At 55.8% G+C, this 15,934-nt stretch carries 15 protein-coding genes; all 15 read right to left on the bottom strand.

Annotated features, from left to right (window positions below; translation table 11 throughout):
- Positions 1 to 107 precede the first annotated feature (107 nt).
- Positions 108 to 1,478 carry a colanic acid biosynthesis phosphomannomutase CpsG gene (gene cpsG, locus SK54_RS09970; protein ID WP_045338360.1) on the bottom strand — a complete coding sequence of 457 codons (1,371 nt, stop codon included), beginning with the start codon at positions 1,476 to 1,478 and terminating at the stop codon, positions 108 to 110.
- 109 nt (positions 1,479 to 1,587) lie between these two features.
- Entirely contained in the window at positions 1,588 to 3,024 is a 1,437-nt protein-coding gene (cpsB, locus tag SK54_RS09965) for a mannose-1-phosphate guanyltransferase (RefSeq protein ID WP_017693088.1), read from the bottom strand.
- Between the two features lie 3 nt (positions 3,025 to 3,027).
- On the bottom strand, positions 3,028 to 4,251 hold the full coding sequence (gene wcaI / locus SK54_RS09960) for a colanic acid biosynthesis fucosyltransferase WcaI (protein ID WP_022651482.1): 1,224 nt from the start codon (positions 4,249 to 4,251) through the stop codon (positions 3,028 to 3,030).
- Positions 4,248 to 4,727 (bottom strand): GDP-mannose mannosyl hydrolase, encoded by a 480-nt coding sequence (locus SK54_RS09955; protein ID WP_065186924.1) that lies wholly within the window; start codon positions 4,725 to 4,727, stop codon positions 4,248 to 4,250. Before SK54_RS09955 ends, wcaI begins: the two co-directional genes overlap by 4 nt.
- 2 nt (positions 4,728 to 4,729) lie before the next feature.
- Entirely contained in the window at positions 4,730 to 5,695 is a 966-nt protein-coding gene (locus SK54_RS09950) for a GDP-L-fucose synthase (protein WP_023303988.1), read from the bottom strand.
- Between the two features lie 2 nt (positions 5,696 to 5,697).
- Positions 5,698 to 6,819 (bottom strand): GDP-mannose 4,6-dehydratase, encoded by a 1,122-nt coding sequence (gene gmd / locus SK54_RS09945; protein WP_003863514.1) that lies wholly within the window; start codon positions 6,817 to 6,819, stop codon positions 5,698 to 5,700.
- 21 nt (positions 6,820 to 6,840) lie between these two features.
- Positions 6,841 to 7,395 carry a colanic acid biosynthesis acetyltransferase WcaF gene (wcaF, locus tag SK54_RS09940; protein WP_032671738.1) on the bottom strand — a complete coding sequence of 185 codons (555 nt, stop codon included), beginning with the start codon at positions 7,393 to 7,395 and terminating at the stop codon, positions 6,841 to 6,843.
- A gap of 16 nt (positions 7,396 to 7,411) precedes the next feature.
- Positions 7,412 to 8,158, bottom strand: coding sequence for a colanic acid biosynthesis glycosyltransferase WcaE (gene wcaE, locus SK54_RS09935; protein ID WP_003863510.1), 747 nt, complete (start codon positions 8,156 to 8,158; stop codon positions 7,412 to 7,414).
- A 16-nt stretch (positions 8,159 to 8,174) separates the two neighbouring features.
- Complete coding sequence (wcaD, locus tag SK54_RS09930) at positions 8,175 to 9,395, bottom strand: colanic acid polymerase WcaD (RefSeq protein ID WP_015572375.1); 1,221 nt, start codon at positions 9,393 to 9,395, stop codon at positions 8,175 to 8,177.
- Positions 9,370 to 10,587 carry a colanic acid biosynthesis glycosyltransferase WcaC gene (wcaC, locus tag SK54_RS09925; RefSeq protein WP_048247110.1) on the bottom strand — a complete coding sequence of 406 codons (1,218 nt, stop codon included), beginning with the start codon at positions 10,585 to 10,587 and terminating at the stop codon, positions 9,370 to 9,372. The genes wcaD and wcaC overlap by 26 nt, the downstream gene beginning before the upstream one ends.
- The gene (wcaB, locus tag SK54_RS09920) at positions 10,584 to 11,075 is read right to left on the bottom strand and encodes a colanic acid biosynthesis acetyltransferase WcaB (RefSeq protein ID WP_003863505.1); all 492 of its coding nucleotides are present in this window, start codon (positions 11,073 to 11,075) and stop codon (positions 10,584 to 10,586) included. Before wcaB ends, wcaC begins: the two co-directional genes overlap by 4 nt.
- Complete coding sequence (gene wcaA / locus SK54_RS09915; protein ID WP_017383272.1) at positions 11,075 to 11,917, bottom strand: colanic acid biosynthesis glycosyltransferase WcaA; 843 nt, start codon at positions 11,915 to 11,917, stop codon at positions 11,075 to 11,077. Before wcaA ends, wcaB begins: the two co-directional genes overlap by 1 nt.
- Positions 11,918 to 12,027: 110 nt before the next feature.
- A complete protein-coding gene (wzc, locus tag SK54_RS09910) occupies positions 12,028 to 14,190 on the bottom strand; it encodes a tyrosine-protein kinase Wzc (protein ID WP_015572374.1) in 2,163 nt (720 codons plus the stop codon).
- Positions 14,191 to 14,192: 2 nt separating this feature from the next.
- Positions 14,193 to 14,636, bottom strand: a complete 444-nt coding sequence (gene wzb, locus SK54_RS09905; protein ID WP_003862078.1) for a low molecular weight protein-tyrosine-phosphatase Wzb — start codon at positions 14,634 to 14,636, stop codon at positions 14,193 to 14,195.
- Between the two features lie 6 nt (positions 14,637 to 14,642).
- A complete protein-coding gene (locus SK54_RS09900) occupies positions 14,643 to 15,779 on the bottom strand; it encodes a polysaccharide export protein (RefSeq protein ID WP_003862079.1) in 1,137 nt (378 codons plus the stop codon).
- Between the last annotated feature and the right edge of the window lie 155 nt (positions 15,780 to 15,934).

Genomic DNA, 15,934 nt, shown 5'->3' with positions numbered 1-15,934 from the left:
CCTTTAGTTCTAAACCTTACCCCTCACCCTACCCCTCTCCCCAAACGGGAGAGGGAACTTGAACACCCTCTCCCCTTTGGGGAGAGGGCTGGGGTGAGGGGCAGTATTTACTGATTCAACAGCGCCAGAATGTCCTTCGTTCGGGCTTCCATCAGCGCGGTATCGGCGCGGGACTCCACGTTCAGGCGCACTACCGGCTCGGTGTTGGAGGAGCGCAGGTTGAAGCGCCACTGCGGGAACGCCATGCTGATACCGTCGGTACGATCAATCTCCAGCGCATGAATGGCAAAGTGGTGTTCTACGCGGGCAATGGCCTCAGCGGGCTGCGCCAGTTTGCTGTTGATCTCGCCGCTCGCCGGGAACGCCGCCATGCGGTCACGCACCAGTTCACCCAGGCTCTGCCCTTTCAGGCACAGCAGCTCAGTCACCAGCAGCCACGGGATCATCCCGCTGTCGCAGTAGGCAAAATCACGGAAATAGTGGTGGGCGCTCATCTCGCCGCCGTAGATGGCGTCTTCCTCACGCATACGCTCTTTGATAAACGCGTGGCCGGTTTTGGACATCACCGGCTCGCCGCCCGCGGCCTTCACCACGTCGACGGTGTTCCAGGAAAGACGCGGATCGTGAATGATTTTCGCCCCCGGGTTTTTCTCGAGGAACGCTTCCGCCAGCAGGCCAACGATGTAGTAGCCTTCGATAAACTGCCCTTTCTCGTCGAACAGGAAGCAGCGGTCGAAATCGCCGTCAAAGGCGATACCCATATCGGCGCCGTGCTCAATCACCGCGTTGCGGGTGTCGTCGCGGCACTCCGGCAGCAGCGGGTTAGGAATACCGTTCGGGAAGTTGCCGTCTGGCGTGTTGTGCACTTTGACGAAGGTCACCGGCACGTTCAGCGCCTTAAAGCGGGCTTCAAGTGCATCGACAACCGGGCCTGCCGCGCCGTTGCCGGAGTTAATCACCAGCTTCAGCGGTTTGAGGTTCGCCACGTTGATGTAGCCCAGCAGGTGGTCGATGTACTCTTTTTGCAGGTTAATCTGCTTATAGCTGCCGCGTGTGGCTTCATTCACCGGCGGGAAGTCGTTGGCCTCGGCCAGACGCTGCACGTCACGCAGGCCGGTGTCACCGCTGATAGGACGCGCGCCCTTGCGCACCAGCTTCATGCCGTTGTAGTCCATCGGGTTATGGCTGGCCGTCACTTCGATACCGCCGTCCACGCCCAGGTGGAAGGTGGCAAAATAGATCTCTTCGGTACCGGAAAGGCCAATGTCCAGCACATCGACGCCCGCGTCCTGTAGCCCTTTCGCCAGCGCCAGCTTCAGGGATTTGCTGGTCAGACGCACGTCGCCGCCCAGCACGATAGTTTGTGGTTTCAGGTATTCGCCGTACGCGCGGCCGATGCGCCACGCAATGTCTTCGTTCAGCTCTTCGCCCAGCTTGCCGCGAATATCGTAGGCTTTAAAACAGGTTAATTTTTCCATGATGACCCCTTTTTCAGGCAACAGTTGGCCCTGACCATGTAATGGCCAAATTTATTTTTGTCATTCGTAGGCCCGGAAAGCGCAGCGCCACCGGGCATGATGCGGAGTGCTACACGCGCCCGTAGCGATCCTGGAAGCGGATGATGTCGTCCTCTTCCAGATAGGAGCCGGAACGCACCTCAATTAAGTCGAGCGGAATTTTCCCCGGGTTTTCCAGACAGTGCGTGGCGCCCAGCGGAATATAAATGGACTCGTTTTCACCGAGCAGCTTCACTTCACCGTCGATGGTCACTTTGGCGGTCCCCGCCACCACCACCCAGTGTTCGGCGCGGTGATGGTGCATCTGCACCGACAGCCCTTCTCCCGGCTTCACGGTGATGCGTTTCACCTGGTAACGCTCGCCGGCGTCGATGGAGTCATATTTGCCCCACGGGCGGTAGACTTCGCGGTGAATATGGTGTTCGTGGCGGCCATCGGCCTTGATCTGCTCCACCACTTTTTTAACGTCCTGCACGGCATTACGGTCGGCAATCAGCACCGCGTCTTTGGTCTGCACGACCACCAGATCTTTCACCCCTACCGTGGTGACGAGGCCAGATTCGGCGTAGACGTAGCTGTTTTCCGTTTTGTGGCTGATCACATCCCCGTGATGGACGTTACCCTCCGGGGTATGCGCGCTGATCTCCCACAGTGACGACCACGAGCCGACGTCGCTCCAGCCCGCATCCATCGGTACCACTACCGCATCTGCCGTACGTTCCATTACCGCATAGTCAATGGACTCTTCCGGACAGGCGAGGAAGGCTTCTTCGTCCACGCGGATAAAATCGAGATCCGGATCCACCACCGCCATCGCTTTTTCGCAGGCGCGCAAGATATCCGGGCGATATTTTTCCAGCTCTTCCAGGTAGCGACCGGCGCGGAACAGGAACATACCGCTGTTCCAGTAGTATTCCCCGCTGGCCACGTACGCCTGCGCGGTTTCCAGATTCGGTTTTTCGACAAACTGCGCCACGTCAAAGGCCACGCTGTCGCCTTCACCAGGCGTAACGCTGCCGCGGCGAATGTAGCCATAGCCGGTTTCCGGGAGATCCGGCACGATGCCGAAGGTCACCAGCTTGCCGTTCTCAGCGTAAGGAATCGCGGCGCGTACCGCATCGCGGAAGGCCTCTTCCTGCTGGATGACGTGGTCAGCCGCCAGCACCAGCATCAGCGGGTCGCAGTCCGGGCTGCTGCGTTTTGCCGCCAGCGCCGCGAGGGCAATGGCAGGCGCCGTGTTGCGTCCGGCAGGCTCCAGAATGATATTTTCGGTCAGTTTGTTCAGCTGGCGCAGCTGCTCGGCAACGATAAAGCGGTGCTGTTCGTTACAGATCACCACCGGGCTTTCACACTCCACGCCGTGCAGACGGTTAACCGTCGTTTGCAGCATGGTGAGGTCGCCTTTCAGGCACAGAAATTGTTTTGGATAAAGCACGCGGGACAGTGGCCACAACCGGCTCCCGGATCCACCCGCCATTACGACCGGATACAAAGTGGTTTGACTCATGATTTATCCCCGTATATCTGCAATAAATTGGCTCAGCACGTTCTCTTTCTCGAGCGTGCGTTCGGCATATTCACGTGCCACCGTGTTCTCTTTTGGCATGGCGAGTGCCTGCTCAATTCCGGTCACCAGCGCAGGAACCGATTCCGGCTCCACACAAACGGCAATGCCCGGGTAGCTGTTGCACAGCTGGCCTAATTCTGTTGCGGCTTCTGCCGTAATCACCGCGTTTCCGCCCACTGCCAGAATGTTGGTCAGCTTGGACGGCAGCACCGCATCCGCCGCGCCGCGTTTTTGCACCACCAGATGGCAATCCGCCATTTTCAGCAGCGCGGGCAGCGCGTCATAAGACTGAAGCGGGAAAAAGCGGATGTTGGTCAGTCCGCGCTCGCTGGCCATTTTTTCCAGCCGCGCTTTACCGCCGCCCTGCCCGACTATCACGAACATCCACGGGTGTTCGCTCAGCTGAAGCGCGGCGTCAATCACGCTCTCCAGCCCCTGTTTTTCGCCGATGTTGCCTGAGTAAAGAATGATTTTTTGCTCAGCAGGCAACCCGAGCTGCGCGCGTAACGCCTGCGCATCCTGGTCTGTCACATCGCGGAAGCGCGCCACTTCGGACCAGTTCGGAAAGAAAATCACTTTTTCCGCCGGGACGCCCTTCTCCTGCGCCTTGTTCATCATCGAGCGCGAAATGGTCGAGACGTAATCCACGTTGTGCAGGCCGCTGCGCTCAAAGGCGCTGGCGAGCTTCGCCACCTTGCCGCCCTTGCCTTTCCCGGCCATCCCCAGCCCGAGCATGGCGTCCACTTCATAATCCTGAATGTGCAGCAGGGTGCGCGCGCCGGAGAGTTTGCCCAGCAGGCGCATGCCTGGCGTGCAGAACAGCGTCGGCACCACGCCGATGATGCGATCCGGCTTCCAGCGACGCTGCGCCATCAGCGGGAAGAAACTGCTCAGGGCAAAGCTACCCAGATGAATTAAACGTTTCAGCGTCGAGGGCTGTTTCGGCACGTAGAGCGGGCAGCGCCAGACGGTCGCGGCGCCCTCTTCGCGGCGGTAGCGCCAGCTGGAATAGCGTTCGCCTACCTTCCACTCCGGGTAGTACGGCGGGGCAGTAATCACCCGCACGTCATGTCCCTGGCTCGCCATCCACTCGACCATCTCGCCGGTGTATTTCCCGATACCGGTAAGCTCCGGCGAGTAGTTAATTCCGTAGACGAGGATTTTCATAGACCTGGCACCTCGGCCTGACGTTCCGCAAGGAAGTACGCCCGACTGTTGTCATGGACGTTGTCGCTTGCCAGCAGCGCCTCTGGCGTTAACCAGCGGTAATCGTCATGCTGAGAATCAGGCAGACGCAGGTCTGCCTCACTCACCTTCAGGCGGAACCCCAGCACGATGTAGTGCGTGGTGAACCCGGTGCCTGAAAAGTTATCGTCATAGAAGTGCTGCCAGACCCCGTAAAACTGGCCCGCTGCCATCGGCAGTTGCAGGCCCAGTTCCGCCAGAGTGAGACGCTCAAACGCATCGGTAAGCGTCTCATCCTTCTGCACGCGCCCGCCGGGCACGAACCAGAAGCCCTGTGCAGGACGATTGGTTCGTTTCCCCAGCAAGAACTCGCCGCGTTCATTCTCCACGATCAAATCGATTGAGATCAGCGGAGTGGAACGCACTACCGTGGCAAAATCTTCCTGACTTAAAAACATCATTACCCCCGGAAGCGGTGCTGGTTTTCCAGGAACCACTGGTAGGTGCTGGCCAGCCCCTGCTCCAGTGAGACCTCGTGATACCAGCCCAGCTGATGCAGACGGGTCACGTCCAGCAGCTTGCGCGGCGTGCCGTCCGGTTTGGTGGCGTCAAACACCACGCGTCCTTTGTAGCCCACCACCTGCGCGATGGTCTGCGCCAGCTCGCGAATGGTGCAGTCCACGCCGGTCCCGACGTTAATGTGCGACAGCATCGGCTCGGTGTTTTCCTGCCACACCTCGCGATCCAGCTCCATGACGTGAATGCTGGCCGCCGCCATGTCGTCCACGTGCAGGAACTCACGCATTGGCGTACCGCTGCCCCACACCACCACGTCCGGGGCGTTTTCGGCAGTCGCCTCGTGGAAACGACGCAGCAGCGCCGGGATCACGTGCGAATTGCTCGGGTGGAAGTTGTCGTGCGGTCCGTACAGGTTGGTCGGCATCACCGAGCGATAGTCGCGGTTATACTGACGGTTGTAGGATTCACACAGCTTGATCCCGGCAATTTTGGCAATCGCATACGGCTCGTTGGTGGCTTCAAGCGTGCCCTGCAACAGTTCGCTCTCGGCGATCGGCTGCTTCGCCATTTTCGGGTAGATACAGGATGAACCGAGGAACAGCAGCTTATTCACGTTGTACAGATGCGCCGCGTGAATGATGTTGCTCTCAATCATCATGTTCTCGTAGATGAAATCCGCCGGGTAGGTGTTGTTAGCGACAATGCCGCCCACCTTCGCCGCCGCCAGATACACCTGGTCGATACGTTCGCTGGCGAAGAAGTCCTGCACCGCTTTGCTGTCAAGCAGGTTCAGCTCGTCGCGGGTGCGAACAATCACCTCAACGTCGCCGCGCTGTTCCAGCTGGCGAACAATCGCGGAACCCACCATTCCGCGATGACCGGCGACAAAAATACGTTGTTTTGTCATTCTCAGGACTCCAGCGCGATGGCAACCTCGTAGCCATGAGACTTGAGCAGGGAGTGTTTTTTCGCTGCTTCAAGATCTTTGGCCACCATCTCGGATACCATTTCTTGCAGGGTGGTTTCTGGTTTCCAGCCCAGCTTCTCGTGCGCTTTGGTTGGGTCGCCCAGCAGGGTTTCCACTTCAGCAGGACGGAAGTAACGCGGATCAACCTGGACAATCACGTCGCCTGGCTTCACGCCCGGTGCGTCGTGGCCGGTCACGGAAACAACGATACCCTTCTCTTCCACGCCGGTGCCTTCGAAGCGCAGCTTGATGCCCAGCTGTGCCGCAGCCATCTCAACGAACTGACGCACGGAGTACTGCACGCCGGTCGCGATCACGAAGTCTTCTGGCTGTTCCTGCTGCAACATCATCCACTGCATTTTCACGTAGTCTTTCGCATGGCCCCAGTCACGCAGGGAATCCATGTTGCCGAGGTGCAGGCAAGACTCCAGGCCCTGAGCGATGTTGGCGATCGCGCGGGTGATTTTGCGGGTCACGAAGGTTTCGCCGCGACGCGGAGATTCGTGGTTGAACAGAATGCCGTTACAGGCGTACATGCCGTAGGATTCACGGTAGTTCACGGTGATCCAGTAAGCGTACAGTTTCGCCACAGCGTACGGAGAACGTGGGTAGAACGGCGTGGTCTCTTTCTGCGGAATTTCCTGCACCAGACCGTACAGCTCAGAGGTAGATGCCTGGTAGAAGCGGGTTTTCTTCTCAAGACCAAGGAAGCGAATCGCTTCCAGCAGACGCAGCGTACCCATCGCATCCACGTCAGCGGTGTACTCCGGGGACTCGAAGGAAACCGCAACGTGGCTCATTGCCCCCAGGTTGTACACTTCGTCCGGCTGTACTTCTTGCAGGATGCGGGTCAGGTTGGAGGTATCGGTCAGGTCGCCGTAGTGCAGATGGAATTTCGGGTTTGCCGCATGCGGATCCTGGTAAATGTGATCGACACGCTCGGTGTTGAATGAAGAGGCACGACGCTTAATACCGTGAACTTCATACCCTTTTTCCAGCAGCAATTCTGCCAGGTAAGAACCATCTTGTCCGGTAACGCCGGTGATGAGAGCGACTTTAGACATGTTTATATTCCTCTGTACTTATCAAAGTTTTTCAGTTTCAACGCGTTCGCGTATCACCACTGCGGGGTTGCCACGGCAAATTTTATTTGCCGGTAGCGATTTAAAAACGCTGCTGCGGGCACCGACTACCGTGCCATCGCCAACAGAAACACCGGGTGCAACAAAGACATCTGTTGCCAGCCAGCATTTTTCACCAATCACAATTGGCGAAGCGGTAATATCAAAATGCGGGCTCATAAAATCGTGGCTGCCGGTGCACAAATAACACTTCTGTGAAACCACCGAATTTGCGCCAATCGTAATCTCGCCAAGGGTATATAACACCGCGTCATCCCCAACCCAGGCGTAATCCCCAAGCGTTAATTTCCAGGGATAAGTAATTTTCACCGAAGGTCGAATGACTACGTTTTTTCCTATTTTTGCGCCAAACAGACGCAGTAAAAATGCGCGCCAGCGGTACAGTATTTGCGGCGACCAGGCAAATAACGTTGCCTGTACAGCCCACCACAGTTGAACTTTAATACCGCTCCCGCCCCGAAAACCTTTCGGCACGGAGAATCCATTTAATTCCTGCATTACGTTTCCTTATATCTCAGGCTTTGTTATATAAGGCTTTCGCTTTACCCGTCGTTTTCAGACGTAAGAAATAAGATAATTCCGCCCAGAACCCCGGCACGCGTAATATTTTACGCTGCACGTTTTTGGCATCCTGGCACAGTTCCAGATTATTCGAGGTTGACACGCCACCCATTGAAAATTCAGATACCAGTCCTTTAATTCGACGGAACGGGTAGCCAGATTTGTACAGGCTGGCGGCCAGGGCATAATCTGATGACACTTTATAGCGCAAATCGTAAGGCTGTTTTTTCAGGCCGCTCATTGGGAAGAAAATAGCCTGATGGCTGGCCGGCAGGCTGTGGTAGATATACCAGCCTGGTTTCGCGCCGCGCAGCACTTTTTTCCCCTCGCCGAAATCAAGCAGCGCATCACCAATAAACATGGCATCTTCTTTCTGGCGCGCCAGCTGACGGGCAAACAGCGCCACATCTTCATGGAACACATCGCCGGAATTGAGGAAGATGGCGTAACGCCCCTGCGCCATGTTGATGCCTTTATTCATGGCATCGTAAATGCCTTTATCTTTCTCGCTGATGTAACGTAAGTTGAACTCACCGTTGAGTTTTTCCAGGAACTCCGCCGTGCCGTCGTTCGAGCCGCCATCGACCACGATCCACTCAAAGGTGAGGCTCGGATCGCGCGCCAGGTTGCGCAGCGAGCGCCAGGTTTTTACCACCCCTTCGTAGTTACGAAAGGCGACAGTAATGACGCTAAGAAACATAAATCACCTCATTTCTTCATACGCTCGTAATATTCAGCGCTTTGCGCAAAATAAACGGACATACAATTAAGAATGCATATTCCGGGCTAAATATTGACCCGGTAAAAAACAACGACACCGGTGTGAACAGATAAAGTTGCACGCGAAAGTTCTGGTTATCACCAAACGCGTTAATCATCATTTTGAAAACTTTAAACAGATACCACAGTGTCAACAGTACGGCGAACCAGGAAAAATAGATAATTAACAGATACAGACCATTGTCTATGGTTTTACCGACATCCGCACCGTTAAAGATTCCGAATGATGCAACATATTCGTAAAGTGAGCCGAATCTTACTACGCCATCAATATGGGTTAAGGAATAACCCACCATCACCAGTGGACCAATGATGCGATAATAGGACGACGAACCTTCCGTTCCCAAATCACCCAGACGTTCAGAAATGTACGGAAACGCAAATATTACGCCCACTAAAAATACCGTCAGAGAGATTATCGCCAGCGGCAGTTTTTTCTTAATCGCCTCTTTGTTCAGGTACTGGAACGCCCACTCCAGCAGGTAAAACAGAATAAACGTCATTACCCCGGAGAACGACCCTGACAGAACGATTCCTGCAAGAATCATAGCATCGGTCTTGGGGGTTTTGATACCGAACTGTTTGATGCTGAGCCAAATTGAGATTAATGCCAGAGCAAAAAACGCCGGTTCAAAATAGAGCGCGGTTGTACGCTTGCCACCAAACTTAATGAAGTTCAGTACATAGCTGTTACTGTATATAAGATATTTCGAAATTATTTCCATCAGGCTACTGCCGCCTGTGAGAATAATTTGCGCCATCTCCATTGCCGCAAGCACAACAATCAGCCCGACGACAATATAAAAGAACCTGAGGATTTTCCTATAATTGTGCGGAGAAATAGTTTTAAAGCGAATACTCCACACCATGCCAATAATGATAACGATATAAACAAACAGCATGGTGGAGGTGACATATTTGCTGGCGTCCAGCGACTGACCAAAGATGTAGTTAAACGCCGTCAGACCAAACCCGATGCCCAGTGAAATCATCAGCTTTTTGAGGTTAAGCTTGTCAACGTAAAGCAACAGCAGAACCGGCAGGAAGGTGACGATAGTGATCGGGAAGCTTTCACCGAGCTGGGCAATCTTGACGTTGACCAGCAGGTAGATCAGCGGCAGCAGCAGATAACTACAGATTCTGATAGAACGAGACATACTCCTCCAGCATCTGTTGTCCACTGTACGCTTTGCGGCTACGGTTGCGGAACGATTCCAGGTCCGTGCCAAAAACAGCCTGCGCGATATCGGCCTTCGACAACTGCACCAGCGGCAGCACCTCGTTTTCACTTAAGGTTTTACCGCCGGATTTCTCCAGCACTTCCCGCGCGGCGTCGCTGTGGGTGGCAATCACCGGCACGCCGATGGAGAGCGCTTCGCACAGGATCAGCGGGTAGTTGTCCACGCGGGAACTGAACACCAGCGCGTCCATACCGTTGAGCGCGCTCATCAGTTTACGCTTGTCGGTTTCAAACCCGTGGTTCACCACGTTAGCGCCTTCGAACGGCGAGAATTTGCCAAAGGTATGCAGCTCAATTTTGTCGCCGAGCGCCATCATGTCGCGCACCAGCTGCTGGTTGGTTTTGCCGTCGTAGCGCAGGTCATGGGCGACGACCGCAATTTTCGGCTTACCGGGGGTAACGGCTACGGGCGTCAGTTCGGCCAGGATCGCTTCCGTCGCCACATCAATACCGTTGTTGATGATCTGGCAGCGCCCTGCCCCGTACAGGCTATTAAAAGCATCCGCCACGTGCTGGCTTGGGGAGATAAAGGTGCAACCGAGCGAGAGCATATCGCGGAACAGCTGACGCTTACCCTCAACCAGCTGATGCGCGCGATCGACCTTCACCGGCGGGTAGTTGCTGAGCGTAGGGCATTTCTGGCAGTTATCTTTCCAGCCTTCGCAGCCGTCGGTAAAGGCGCAACGTCCGGTCACGCTCCAGTGGTCGTGCAGCGTCCAGACGAATCGGGTATCCGGCTTGTGCGCCTTGACCTTGCCACAAAACGCCACCACCTCTTCCAGATTCAGCCAGTAGCTGTGCAGCACGTGGAAGTGCAACACCACCGGGCCGCGGGTGCGGGTGACGGTGCGGTAGAGATTATTCAGGTTGCCGAACAGGTCGCGGTTAAACAGGCGGAACAGCGCAATATTGGCGATGGAGGTCAGACGTGGCGTCTGCTTCAGCACCTGCGGAAAGTTATCATGGCTGACGCTTTTCTTGCCGCCTTTGCCGTAACCGTAAACAAAGCGCGACTGGAGTCCTTTTTGCAGCGCGCGCTGGTGCAGATCCAGCGCTACGCCTGCCGCCCCGCCCTCTGCGAGGCGTACGTTAAATTGCAGAATGTTCATTTAATCACCTTCACGCGGGCTTTCTCGCCCACCACCAGCGCGTTGTCCGGAATGCTGTCCAGCACCACGCTGCCTGCGCCAATCGTCACGTTATTGCCCACGGTAATGTCCCCGATCATCACCACGTTGGCGCCCAGCTCGACGTTATTGCCAATCACCGGGCAGGCCAGGCTGTCCGGCCCGCGGTTGCCGATTGTCACCCCGTGGCGAATGGTGAAATCATCACCCGCGACGACGAACTTGTTGATGACCACCGCATAGCCGTGATGAATGGTAAAGCGGCGGCCAATGGTGGCTGCGGCCTGAATTTCATAGCCAAAAAAGCATTCGGTGATGATGCGGTACAGCACCAGCACCGGCGCGGCCCAGATATTGTTCAGCACATTTTTTTTGCGCCACACCGAGCAAAAATGCGCAATACGGTAGGCCAGAACCATGCAGCACGGGCGCAGGCTCCAACTGTTAGCGCGGCAATCTTCCAGAAACATTATTTCCCCCGAAGCCCGTCAGCCAGACGCTTGCCGTTACGTACCGACAGCAGCGTCAGCAGCGTGCGCCAGTTCATGCGCTTGTTACGGATCTGATACAGGGTGAAGAGCTGATACTTCCGGCTGGCACGGTCAAACTTGTCCTTGTGCTTGCGGTAAAAATGGAAGTAGCCCGAGAATTTCTTCGGCGACGAGGTGATTTGCATCTCCCCGTGATTGATGTGCAGGATCTGCGTGGCCTCTTCCACTTTCCACGGCTCGCCGTACTCCACCACCATCCGCAGGAAGATGTCGTAATCCTGCGCGGCCTTCAGCTCGGTGTCGAACAGGCACTCCTTAAAGCGCCATGCCCAGGTAAACACCTGGTTGCCAATAATGTTGCGCTTGTAGAACAGGCGGCGGGAATACGGTGATTTCGGATACAGCGGCAGGCTGGCCGGCTGCGAATAGACCTCGCCCTGGCAGACATAGTCATTGGCATACAGAAACGCGTGGGTCACCAGCTGCGCTTTGTGCGACAGGAAGATCGACAGACGGTTTGGCGTCCATTCGTCATCGTCGTCGATACCGGTCAGATACTGCCCTTTCGCCTGCATAATCGCCTGGTTGCGCACCGCACACGCCCCGGAGTTGATGGCGTTGTGGGTGTACACCACGCGCGGGTCGTTCAGGTCTTCAACAAACTTTTGCAGTTGTTCGTAAGAGGAGGAACAGTCATCCACGATAATCAGTTCCCAGTTATCGTAATCCTGACGCAGGACCGATTTAATCGCGCGGATCGCCAGCTGCTGACGATTCCATGTCGGCATATAGATAGAAATCAAAGGGCGTTGTGTGGTCATGGTCTTCCCCTTATCCCTCACCCCGACCCTCTCCCGGAGGGAGAGGGAGAAAAGCTGCACCATGCAGTCCTCTCTCCCCCCTGGGGAGAGGGTTAGGATGAGGGGGATTATTATTTACTGTCAGACTTGTATTCGTACTCGTAGTAGCCGTAATCCTGATACCCGGTCGCGCGGCGGAAGATGGAGTTCAGAATGACCCCCTTCACCTCAATACCGTTCTGCTCAAAGCGGCTCAGGCTGGTTTCCACTTCCTTCAGGGTGTTCACCGCATAGCGTGCGACCATCAGCGTGGTGCCCGCATGACGCCCTACCACGGCGGCGTCGGTGACCGCCAGAATTGGTGGGGTATCGATCAGCACCAGGTCGTAGTTTTTGCTCGCCCACTCAATCAGCTGCGTGAAGCGCTCGCTCATCAGCAGTTCAGACGGGTTCGGCGGCACCTGGCCACGCGGGATCAGGTCAAATTTCGGAATCGACGTCGGCTTGGCGCTCTCGCTGATTTCCCCTTTACCGAGCAGGATTTCCGACAGACCGTTAACGTTGTTGGTCCCCAGCAGCTCATGGGTGTAGCCCTTACGCATATCGCAGTCGATCAACAGCACGCGCTTGTTGGTCTGGCTCACCACCGCCGCCAGGTTGGCGCAGACGAAGGTTTTACCGATTGACGGGCTGACACCGGTCATCATCAGGACGTTGTTTTTGGCCTGCATCATGGCGAAGTGGAGGCTGGTACGCAGGCTGCGCACCGCTTCAATCGCCAGGTCAGTCGGGTTACCCACGGCCAGCAGCTGGCTCTGTTTGTAACGCTTGACGCCCTTAACGGTTTTCACGCTGTCACGGGACTTCTGCCACTCGGAGAGCGGGATGCTGGCGTACACGCTGATCCCGTTCTCTTCCAGCACCTGCGGGCTTTCGATACCGCGGTTGAACAGCGAGCGCAGCAGCACGCCGACGATGGAAAGCATCAGGCCGAGAATAATACTGCCGAGGATAATCAGCGCTTTCTTCGGCTTCAGCACGCCCGGCTGGGTAATCGCCGGGTCAACGATACGCACGTCGCCGACGGTGCTGGCTTCGGTGATTTTCAGCTCCTGCTGTTTGTTCAGCAGCTGCATGTAAACCTGCTGGCCGGATTCCACATCACGCGTCAGGCGTACAATTTCCTGCTGCGTCTTCGGCATCGCGGTCACGCGGTCATTCAGCTTCGCCTTCTCTTCTTCCAGGGTACGACGTTTCTCCAGCAGCGTGCGGTACGCCGGGTGACGTTTGGTATAGAGCTTGGAAATCTCCGCCTCTTTGAAGGTCAGCTCGTTCAGCTGCGCATCAATATTCACCATGGAGTCGAGAACCGATTTCGCCTCCAGCGGCAGATCGACGGAATCCTTATCCTGACGGTACGCGTTCAGCTTGTTCTCAGCGTCATCCAGACGGGCGCGCACCTCCGGCAGCTGTTTACTGAGGAACGCCAGGCTTTTTGCGGCTTCCGCTGACTTGCGCTCAACGTTCTGCTCAAGATAGTTGCGGGTAATGCTATTAAGGATGTCGCGGATTTGATCCTTGTCTTCACCGGTGAAGGTCATGCTCAGAACGCCGGTGTCCTTGCCGTTTTCGGTGACGGTCAGGTTGTTTTGCAGGTTGTTGATCATCCCGAGCGTCGAGAATTTGGTGACCGTAAACTCCCCGCCCTCATGCGCCTGAATTGCGCTGACCTTGATGCTGACGCCCTCTTTGGTCAGCATCTGCCCCACCTCGCCGCGTGCGCTGAAGCCCGCGTCGCTGGTCAGCTGATACTGTTTTGGTCCCAGCACGGTCAGGGTAAAGGTTTGGTCCCCTGCCCCTTTTGGGATCACGAAGTCAGTCACTTTTACCGTATCGTTACTGCGACCCATCAGGCGATCCCAGCCTGCGCCAAACACCGGGAAGGTATTTTTGGTGACCGCGATATCCAGCCCCAGATCGTGAACCGTTTTGCCCAGTACCAGGCGCGACTGAATCAGCTGAATTTCGGCTTCCGATGCCGGCGGCTTGTTGGCCAGCGCCGAGCCGATATCCTGAACCAGCGAGTTTCCGGTATTTTGTTCGATCTGCACCAGCGCGTCGGCGCTGTAAATAGGCGTCGCGAACAGCGTATAAACGATCGCCGCCACGGCAAAGATGGCGGTAATACCCAGCACCCACCATTTCGCTTCAATAACGGTCCCGACCAGGCGACCGATATCGATTTCATCACTGCCCGACGTCGGGGCGGCAGAAGGTCTTGTTTTTTCTGTCATTGTTATCCCTGCTGAGCTTTCAGTGCCTGCGCCCACTGACGGGCAGACTGATCTAGTAAGGTGTATACCGCCTCAAAGGCCTCGCGGCTCTTGCGATACGGATCGGGAATTTCGCGCTCACCATCCCAGTGACCAAACAGCATCACCTTGCCGCGCATCTCCGGTGCGATATCGCACAGCGCGTGAATGTGGCGTTTTTCCATCGCGAGGATCAGGTCATATTCCCGGCACATCCGGCCAGAGACCTGACGGGCAACGTGCCCGTCGAGTGAGAGGTTATGCTCAAGGGCAACGCTTGCGGCACGTTCGTCGGCACCTTTTCCTACCAGCGCGCCCAGCCCTGCGGAGTCGACCGTTAACGCAGGCTGGTAATTTTTCAACAGCCTTTCAGCCGTGGGGGAACGGCAAATGTTCCCCACGCACACCACCAGAATTTTGTTAAACATCGCGGCTTACCAGTTATGAACGTCGCTCGCCGTATCCGTCATGTAGCGAACGCCACTGATGGTAGGCAGCAACTGGTTGATCAGACGGTTCCAGCGGGCAACCGGCGCGGTGGTGACATAGACCACATCGTACGGCTGGAGACGGAACGACGTTGCCATGACCAGCGACGTCGCGTCGGACATATCCAGCTGGTAGATGTTGGCAATTTTGCCCTTCGCGTTCTCGCCTTTGATAGGACGGATCACGAAGATACCGCTGGCGTTGGAGGCGGTCAGATCGATGCCTTCCGCATTGCCCAGCGCTTCGGTCAGGGTCATACCGCTGAAGTCCATCTTGAGGGTGCTCTGTTTCTTCACTTCACCCATCACGAACACTTTCAGATCGTCGTTGCGCGGCACGTACAGAATATCGCCCGGATAAAGGAGGCGGTTCTGGGTCAGGTCACCGTTTTGCATCAGCGCCTGAAGCGAAATGCGCTGCTCTTTGCCGTTGTGGGTCAGCACCACGTTGCGCCAGTCAGCGCCGTCGGTTAAGCCGCCTGCGGCATTGATCGCATCGAGAACGGTGAGCGGGACGTTGGTGATCGCCTGCTGGCCGGATTTATTGACCTGGCCAGAGATATAGGCTTTCTGGGATCGGAACGCGGCGATATTAACGTCCACCTGCGGGTCAGCAATGTACTGCGCCAGGCGGCCGGTAATATCACTACGGATCTCAGCAAGCGTTTTGCCCGCGACGTGCACTTTGCCAATGTAGGGATAGAACATGGTGCCATCGGACTGTACCCAGTTACCGGTGTCACTTGAGCTGCGGTACTGGCCCGCAGGCGTGGTCAGTTCAGGGTGATCCCAGACGGTCACGTTAATGACGTCACCCGGACCCACGCGATACTGGTAAGAGGCAATTTCCTGGTCCAGAGACATATTTGGCTGAGCAACATTTGGACGTGGGCGTAATTGTTCCACCAGACGTGGGGTTAATGGATACACATTCACCATTTTGTCGAGATCAAAATCAGCATCCTGCTGTTTAATCACATCCTTGCCCATTGTCGACATATTGCTGCCGGGAAAGACCGTGCAACCACTCATCAAGGTCACAGACACCAATAATGGCATCAATTTCATTTTGGATTTCATCATTGATTATTTATCACTTTGGCAGAGTAATTATCCTGTGCAATTAAAATAAGCGCGGGTCGTGGTGACAATCAGAAAGCAGTTAATCATTTAGCAATATAACTGGCATCAGTCCTAAAAAAAGCTTATTCATCCATTGGCTATTGACAGAATAATTG

The sequence above is a fragment of the Enterobacter sp. MGH120 genome (genome assembly GCF_001037725.1).
GTDB classification, from domain to species: domain Bacteria; phylum Pseudomonadota; class Gammaproteobacteria; order Enterobacterales; family Enterobacteriaceae; genus Enterobacter; species Enterobacter hormaechei_C.
This window is presented reverse-complemented; position numbering and strand designations above follow the sequence as displayed.

Coding starts and splice junctions, on each gene's coding strand:
- cpsG (WP_045338360.1), bottom strand. CDS start 1,478: ATGGAAAAATTAACCTGTTTTAAAGCCTACGATATTCGCGGCAAGCTG.
- cpsB (WP_017693088.1), bottom strand. CDS start 3,024: ATGAGTCAAACCACTTTGTATCCGGTCGTAATGGCGGGTGGATCCGGG.
- wcaI (WP_022651482.1), bottom strand. CDS start 4,251: ATGAAAATCCTCGTCTACGGAATTAACTACTCGCCGGAGCTTACCGGT.
- SK54_RS09955 (WP_065186924.1), bottom strand. CDS start 4,727: ATGTTTTTAAGTCAGGAAGATTTTGCCACGGTAGTGCGTTCCACTCCG.
- SK54_RS09950 (WP_023303988.1), bottom strand. CDS start 5,695: ATGACAAAACAACGTATTTTTGTCGCCGGTCATCGCGGAATGGTGGGT.
- gmd (WP_003863514.1), bottom strand. CDS start 6,819: ATGTCTAAAGTCGCTCTCATCACCGGCGTTACCGGACAAGATGGTTCT.
- wcaF (WP_032671738.1), bottom strand. CDS start 7,395: ATGCAGGAATTAAATGGATTCTCCGTGCCGAAAGGTTTTCGGGGCGGG.
- wcaE (WP_003863510.1), bottom strand. CDS start 8,158: ATGTTTCTTAGCGTCATTACTGTCGCCTTTCGTAACTACGAAGGGGTG.
- wcaD (WP_015572375.1), bottom strand. CDS start 9,395: ATGTCTCGTTCTATCAGAATCTGTAGTTATCTGCTGCTGCCGCTGATC.
- wcaC (WP_048247110.1), bottom strand. CDS start 10,587: ATGAACATTCTGCAATTTAACGTACGCCTCGCAGAGGGCGGGGCGGCA.
- wcaB (WP_003863505.1), bottom strand. CDS start 11,075: ATGTTTCTGGAAGATTGCCGCGCTAACAGTTGGAGCCTGCGCCCGTGC.
- wcaA (WP_017383272.1), bottom strand. CDS start 11,917: ATGACCACACAACGCCCTTTGATTTCTATCTATATGCCGACATGGAAT.
- wzc (WP_015572374.1), bottom strand. CDS start 14,190: ATGACAGAAAAAACAAGACCTTCTGCCGCCCCGACGTCGGGCAGTGAT.
- wzb (WP_003862078.1), bottom strand. CDS start 14,636: ATGTTTAACAAAATTCTGGTGGTGTGCGTGGGGAACATTTGCCGTTCC.
- SK54_RS09900 (WP_003862079.1), bottom strand. CDS start 15,779: ATGATGAAATCCAAAATGAAATTGATGCCATTATTGGTGTCTGTGACC.